Raw genomic sequence first — 6,296 nt, forward strand, 5'->3', positions numbered from 1 at the left:
ACGGGGACAACCGGATCTCCTACACCCCGGAAAGCGGTCGGTACGGCCATGACATCCGTCCTCATCACTGGTTGCAGCAGCGGCATCGGCCTGGAGACCGCGCTGGCGTTCGCCCGCAGGGGAGACCGCGTCCACGCCTGCGTACGCGATCCGGCCACCGCCGACGAACTGTTCCGGCGCGCCCGGGCCGAGGACCTCGTCCTCGACGTGCCCCGGCTGGACGTCACCGACGACGCCTCCGTCATCGCCGCCGTCACCGCGGTGCAGGAACGGCACGGTCCTGTCGACGTGCTCGTCAACAACGCGGGCGTCGACCGCACCGGCCCCGTCGAGACCATGCCGCTCGACGAGGCACGCACGCTGATGGAGACCAACCTCTGGGGCCCGCTGCGCACCGTGCGCGCGGTGCTGCCCGCCATGCGTGCCCGCCGCGGCGGCGTCATCGTCAACGTCTCCTCCCTCGCGGGTCGGACGTTCGCCGTGCCGCACGGCGGGTTCTACGCCGCCGGCAAGGCCGCCCTCGGCGCCCTCAGCGAGGCCCTGTCGGCGGAGGTACGCCCCTTCGGCATCCGCGTGGTGTGCCTCGAACCCGGCGGCTTCGCCTCCCGCATCCATCGCGACACCGTGGGCCGGGCCGCCCTGCCGGAGCCGTCCGAGGCCGGCCCGTACACCGCGGACCAGGCATGGATCGCGCGGTTCCTCACCCGTGTTCAGGAGGGCGCCGGGGACTGCGGCGAGGTGGCCGAGGCGATCCTCGCGGCCGTCGACGATCACGACACACCGCTGCACACCCCTGTCGGCAAGGACGCGGAGACGGCCCTGCGGTACCTGGCGAACACCACGTACGAACAGTGGCTGCCGCTCTTCCTCGAACAGGCCGAGTCCCTCGCCGGACCGCGCCCTGTCGAGCGGGACCAGCCAGGCGGGTGACCGGCCGTCGGCTTCGGCCGGGCGGATGACGGCGGGATCCGTCCGGGCCCGCTGTCCTCTCGCGGAAGCGTGCCGGGCGATCGGGAAGAAGGACACGGCGCAGGTGAAGCGCCCGGTACGTACGGCCTCGTCGTACCGGGCCACGAAACATCCGCATCCGAGGGATCGAGGAAGCCCTGGTCCGTCGCGGCGCGCGACCGGGTTCGCAGACCCATGACGTCGTCCACGGTCGAGGAGTCCCTTGCGACCGGCGTCCTGGCCTCCACGGTGATGTCGGCGAGGCCGCGGGCGGCCGACAGCCCGGCGCGTTGGGCGACGCGCTGGAGGACGTGGTCGGCCCATGCGCCGTCGAACCGCCCGTCCGGAACGGAAGCCGGTGCCCGTCCGCGGCCGTGACGAACGGTACGCCCCGCGTCCGTGCTTCCGGAACCATCGTCGGAGAGCCGGGACCATCGTCGGAGAGCCGTAGACCCCGCTCGTGTGTCGGCGACGCGGAGAAAGGCGCCGGCCCCGGCCGCGGCTCGGTCAGTCGTGGATCTGGATGGAGCGCGACGGGCACAGGTCCGCCGCGCGCCGGACGCTGCCGTGCAGCGCTGCCACCGGCTTCTCCTGGAGGACGAGGACGAGGCCGTCGTCGTCCTGGTCGAAGACCTCGGGGCTGAGCAACGCGCACTGGCCGGAGCCGACGCACCGGTCGTAGTCGGTGGTCACACGCATGGCAGGGAATCCGATCGGATCGGCCGTCACCAGGTGACGGGCAGCTCGTAGACGCCGTAGACCATGGCGTCGTCCTTGAAACGCAGTTCCTCCGGAGCCACGGCCAGCCGGAGACCGGGGACACGGCGCAGCAGGGTGCCGTACACGATCTCCAGCTCCGCGCGGGCCAGGTTCGCGCCCATGCACTGGTGGATCCCGTATCCGAAGGCGAGGTGGCTGCGCGCCTCCTGGCGGCGGAGGTCGAGGGTGCCGGGGTCGGGGAAGACGGCCTCGTCGTGGTCGGCGGCGTTGTTCAGCGCGAGGATGCCTTCACCGGCGCGGATGGTGACCCCGCCCACCTCGATGTCCTCGACTGCGACCCGCGCGGTGCCGGAGTCGGAGATGGAGAACACCCGCAGCAGCTCCTCGACCGCGTTGGGCAGCAGCGCGGGGTCCGACCGCAGTTCGGCCAGGCGGTCCGGGTGCTCCAGCAGCGCCAGCACACCGAGGGCGATCATGTTGGCCGTCGTCTCGTGACCGCCCACCAGCATCATGCGCGCCATGGTCACCACATCGACGTGATCGGCGACCTGCTCGGTGCGGTTCTTGTCCAGGAACCGGCTGATCAGGTCGTCGCCGGGCTCGGTCTCCTTGAGGGTGACGAGCTTGTCGAGGTACGCGTCCAGGGCCTGCACGGAGGCCCCGTACTCCTCCGGGCTGAGATCGTGGTTCATCATCGCCGCGGACCACGCCTCGAACTGGGCATGGTCCTCGTAGGGGACGCCCAGCAGTTCGCAGATGGTCAGGGAGGGAACCGGCAGGGCCAGGGCCGTGACCAGGTCCACCGGGCCGTCGGAGGCCAGCATGGCGTCGATGCGTTCATCGACGATCTCCTGGATGCGCGGACGCATCTCCTTCACCCGGCGCGCGGTGAACTCCGGTATCAGCATGCGTCGTTGCGCGGTGTGGTCCGGCGGGTCCATGGACAACAGCATCAGCCGGACGTGCGCCAGCATCTCCTCGGAGATGTGGAACTGGTGCGGGTAGCCGGGCCGTTTCAAGTTGGAACTCACCCGCGGGTCACCGAGTACCTGACGGACGTGTTCATGTCGGGTGACCAGCCAGGTCGGCTTGCCGTTCACCTTCAGCTCGGCGCGCGACACCGGCTCGTCCGCGCGCAGTCCGGCGTACTCGGGCGGCTCGCTGAACGGACAGGTGCGCCGCATCGGGAAACGGGGATACGGCGACGCGGTCTCGGGCGCCGGGTCGGCGGACTGGGTCATGGCTGCCTCTCGGACGGGCGGGCTGACGGACTGCTGGGCTGAGGGACGGTTGGGTGGCCGGGTGGCCGGGTGGCCGGGCGGCCGGGCTTACGGGCGCAGGGGCCGACGGGTCGACGGGCCGAGGGGCTGACGGACGACGGTTCGGTTGATGGGGGAGAGGTGTGTGTGGCGGTGCGGTCCGCCGCCGTCACCAGGTGACGGGCAGCTCGTACAGTCCGTAGACCATGGCGTCGTCCTTGAACCGCAGCTCCTCGGCCGGCGCGGCCAGCCGCAGTGTCGGTATCCGTCGCAGCAGCGTGGAGTAGACGACGTCGAGTTCCATCCGGGCCAGGTTCTGGCCGACGCACTGGTGGACGCCGTAGCCGAAGGCCACGTGGCTGCGCGCCTCGCGGCGGACGTCCAGCCGGTCCGGGTCGGGGAAGACCCGCTCGTCGTGGTTGGCGGCGTTGTTCAGCGGCAGGATGCCGTCGCCTGTGCGGATGGTGACTCCGCCCAGCTCGATGTCCTCCATGGCCACGCGTGCCGTGCCCGCGTCGGAGATGGAGAAGAAGCGCAGCAGCTCCTCCACGGCGCGTGGCATCAGCTCCGGATCCCCGCGCACGGCGGCCAGCTGTTCCGGGTGCTCCAGGAGGGCCAGGACGCCCAGCGCGATCATGTTGGCGGTGGTCTCGTGACCGGTCACCAGCATCAGCTTGGACATGCTGACGATGTCGGAGTGCTCCACCGCCGGGGTCTGCCGGTTGAACGCGATCAGCCGGCTGATCATGTCGTCGCCGGGCTCGCTCTCCTTCGCGGTGACCAGACCGTCGACGTAATGGTCCAGCTCGTAGTGGGCGAGGCCCCGGTCCTCGTCGCTGACCTCGTGGTTCATGATGGCCCAGGCCCACTTCTCGAACCGGGCGTGGTCCTCGTACGGCACGCCGAGCAGTTCGCAGATCACCAGGGACGGAACCGGCAGCGCGAGGGCGGTGACGAGGTCCACCGGACCGCCGGTGCCCTTGGCGAGCATCTCGTCGATCTGCTGGTCCACGATCTGCTGCACCCGGGCGCGCAGCTCGCGCATTCGACGGACGCTGAACTCCGGTGCCAGCATGCGGCGTTGGACCGTGTGATCCGGAGGGTCCATGGAGAGGAAGGTGAGCGGGACCGACTGGAGCGTCTCCTCCGGCACCGGCACCTGGAGCGGATAGCCCGGCAGTTTCAGGTTGGCGCTCACCCGCGAGTCGCCGAGCAGGCTCTTGTACAGGTCGTGCCGGGTGACCAGCCAGGTCCGCTTGCCGTCGACCTTCAGCCGCGCCCGGGAGACCGGCTCGGTCTCGCGCAGCTCGGCGTAGGCGGGGGGAGGGCTGAAGGGGCAGCCCCGCCGCATCGGAAACTCCGGGATGGCGTCCTCGTCGGCCGCTTCGGCAGGTGCAGTCATGATGTCCTCTTCACGCGGGAGGGAGCGGGGCGCGCCGACACCGCGGGAAGGGCTCCGGGCTCGGCGCCGGTGCGGCGCGGTCGGCCGTCCCCCGCACGCTAGGCAGCGTGGCCGGGGGTGGCCCACCCCTAGGCGCCCCTAAGGGCTGTCCCGCAATCCGTGGCGGATCAGTGCACGGCGGCGGATGCGGTACATCGCAAGGCGGGGGCGCGCGTGCGTCCGAGAGCCCTGGACATCGCTCTCCGGACCCGTGCCGATTCCGCTACGGACCCGTGCCGATTCCGCTACGGGGCCGTGCCGATGGAGCCCGCGGTGTCCGCCGCCGCGCGGGCTCGCCCGTCGACAAGGGCCCGGAAGGCGTCCACGTCGCCGATGATCTCCTCGGCATGGCCTCGCCGTCGTCCCCGCTGCTGATACACGGCGTAGTACCGGGCCCCGATGACGTCGGGGTCGGTCTCGGCATCACCGGGGACGATGCCGGACGCGATGGTCACCGTGCCGACGTGCACCCCCTCCGGCCCCAGTTCGGTGTGCAGAGCGTGTGCCCAGTTCCGCAGGCCGGCCATGGCCATGCCGACATTGGCCAGAAAGGGGGTCGGGACCGTCGAGGAGATGCCCGTGGTCAGCAGCAGTGTGCCGTCTCCTCGGGCGCGCATCTCCGGCAGCACATGCTGTACGGCTGCCACGGCCCCCAGTACGTGCAGTTCGAACTGTGCTGTGACCGCGGCGACCGTGGTCTGCGCGGCGTGCGTGATCGGCTCGGTCGGGCCGGGGCTGAACTCCAGGACGTCGATCGGCCCCAGCGCGTTCTTCGCCGCGGTGAGAGCGGCGTCGAGGCCGTCGCGGTCGCGGATGTCGGCGGGGAAGGCGGCCGCGGTGATGCCCAGCGCGGCCAGCTCGTCGACCAGGACCTCCAGCTTCGCCCCGTTCCGTGCGATCAGCCCGACCCTGAATCCGTGCCGGCCGAACGCGCGGGCCACCCCCATTCCCAGCCCCGGACCCGCACCGACAACTACCAGTGTCTTCGCCACCGACATTCCTCCCCGATCAGGGAACCGGACCCGACTTCCGCCCGATTACCGATACTTATGTTTTGTTCGTAACCCCATGTTTCTTCACTACGATGAGAGGGACAAGACGGCACATTGCTGTCGGTGACGCACAGGGAGGTAACCGTTGCCCCGCACCCCGGACAGCTCGCCACCAGCCGAGACGGACGAACACGGGCGTGGTGAGTCCGAAGAGGACGTGTGCCGGCAGGTGCTGCAGATCCTCGGAGTGATCGGCGACAAGTGGAGCATCCTGGTCGTCGGACAGCTGCGCGACCGCACCCTGCGCTTCGGCGAGCTTCATCGTGCCGTCACCGGCATCTCGCAACGGATGCTCACGCTGACGCTGCGGCAGCTCGAACGCGACGGTCTGCTGACCCGCACCGTCTACGCCAGTGTTCCTCCCCGCGTGGAGTACACCCTGACCGGACTCGGCTCGACGCTGCTGGACGCCGCCACGACCCTGGGCGACTGGGCCACCGCCCACCGAACGGAGATCGGGGAGAACCGGCGCCGCTACGACGACGCTCGTCCGGCACGGTCGCGGTCCTGATCGGAGAACGCTACTTGCCTCGTATCGCGGCCAGACAGGCCGTGAGCCTCGGCTTGTCGTCCTCGATGTGTTCCAGGACGACCTCCGCCGTCTCCCGGCGCCGGGTGCCCAGTTCGCGGTAGACGAGCCACAGACCGGTGCGTGCGGCTTCCCGGCGGCGGTGCATCGCGAGGCGGAGGGGCGCCCGCAAACTGGACGGATGCGGACGTTCCGACAATGCGGCGAGGTGCCGTAGCTGTCGTCGCGCGCCCGCCAGCGATTACGGGACCCCTTAGTACTGCAACGACACTCCGTGATGTCCTCTGCGTTGGTAATGGCTGGTACGGGCTCGTGCTTGACTTCTTCTTCGCCATAGTGACCACGCG

The 6,296-nt window shown here is 70.2% G+C and carries 7 protein-coding genes; 2 read left to right on the forward strand and 5 right to left on the reverse strand.

Annotated elements, in window-relative coordinates:
• Positions 1 to 48 precede the first annotated feature (48 nt).
• Positions 49 to 930, forward strand: a complete 882-nt coding sequence (locus AB0E67_RS12380) for an SDR family oxidoreductase (protein ID WP_362024603.1) — start codon at positions 49 to 51, stop codon at positions 928 to 930.
• Positions 931 to 1,455: 525 nt separating this feature from the next.
• Here the strand turns inward: AB0E67_RS12380 and AB0E67_RS12385 are convergent.
• The 4 genes from AB0E67_RS12385 to AB0E67_RS12400 form a co-directional block, all read right to left on the reverse strand.
• Positions 1,456 to 1,647, reverse strand: a complete 192-nt coding sequence (locus AB0E67_RS12385; RefSeq protein ID WP_351634736.1) for a ferredoxin — start codon at positions 1,645 to 1,647, stop codon at positions 1,456 to 1,458.
• A 26-nt stretch (positions 1,648 to 1,673) separates the two neighbouring features.
• Positions 1,674 to 2,909 (reverse strand): cytochrome P450, encoded by a 1,236-nt coding sequence (locus AB0E67_RS12390; protein WP_351522953.1) that lies wholly within the window; start codon positions 2,907 to 2,909, stop codon positions 1,674 to 1,676.
• A gap of 187 nt (positions 2,910 to 3,096) precedes the next feature.
• On the reverse strand, positions 3,097 to 4,329 hold the full coding sequence (locus AB0E67_RS12395; RefSeq protein WP_362024607.1) for a cytochrome P450: 1,233 nt from the start codon (positions 4,327 to 4,329) through the stop codon (positions 3,097 to 3,099).
• Positions 4,330 to 4,613: 284 nt separating this feature from the next.
• Entirely contained in the window at positions 4,614 to 5,360 is a 747-nt protein-coding gene (locus AB0E67_RS12400; protein WP_362024610.1) for an SDR family NAD(P)-dependent oxidoreductase, read from the reverse strand.
• 145 nt (positions 5,361 to 5,505) lie between these two features.
• On the opposite strand from AB0E67_RS12400, the gene AB0E67_RS12405 reads away from it, so the two are divergent.
• The gene (locus AB0E67_RS12405) at positions 5,506 to 5,931 is read left to right on the forward strand and encodes a helix-turn-helix domain-containing protein (RefSeq protein WP_362024613.1); all 426 of its coding nucleotides are present in this window, start codon (positions 5,506 to 5,508) and stop codon (positions 5,929 to 5,931) included.
• Between the two features lie 10 nt (positions 5,932 to 5,941).
• Here AB0E67_RS12405 and AB0E67_RS12410 read toward each other — a convergent pair whose 3' ends face one another.
• Positions 5,942 to 6,121, reverse strand: coding sequence for a hypothetical protein (locus tag AB0E67_RS12410; protein ID WP_362024616.1), 180 nt, complete (start codon positions 6,119 to 6,121; stop codon positions 5,942 to 5,944).
• Between the last annotated feature and the right edge of the window lie 175 nt (positions 6,122 to 6,296).

Origin of the sequence: Streptomyces sp. NPDC032161 (assembly GCF_040636995.1) — a bacterium.
GTDB lineage: Bacteria > Actinomycetota > Actinomycetes > Streptomycetales > Streptomycetaceae > Streptomyces.

Bases quoted from the DNA above. Each gene is read 5' to 3' on its own strand.
- AB0E67_RS12380 (WP_362024603.1), top strand. From the start codon at position 49: ATGACATCCGTCCTCATCACTGGTTGCAGCAGCGGCATCGGCCTGGAG.
- AB0E67_RS12385 (WP_351634736.1), bottom strand. From the start codon at position 1,647: ATGCGTGTGACCACCGACTACGACCGGTGCGTCGGCTCCGGCCAGTGC.
- AB0E67_RS12390 (WP_351522953.1), bottom strand. From the start codon at position 2,909: ATGACCCAGTCCGCCGACCCGGCGCCCGAGACCGCGTCGCCGTATCCC.
- AB0E67_RS12395 (WP_362024607.1), bottom strand. From the start codon at position 4,329: ATGACTGCACCTGCCGAAGCGGCCGACGAGGACGCCATCCCGGAGTTT.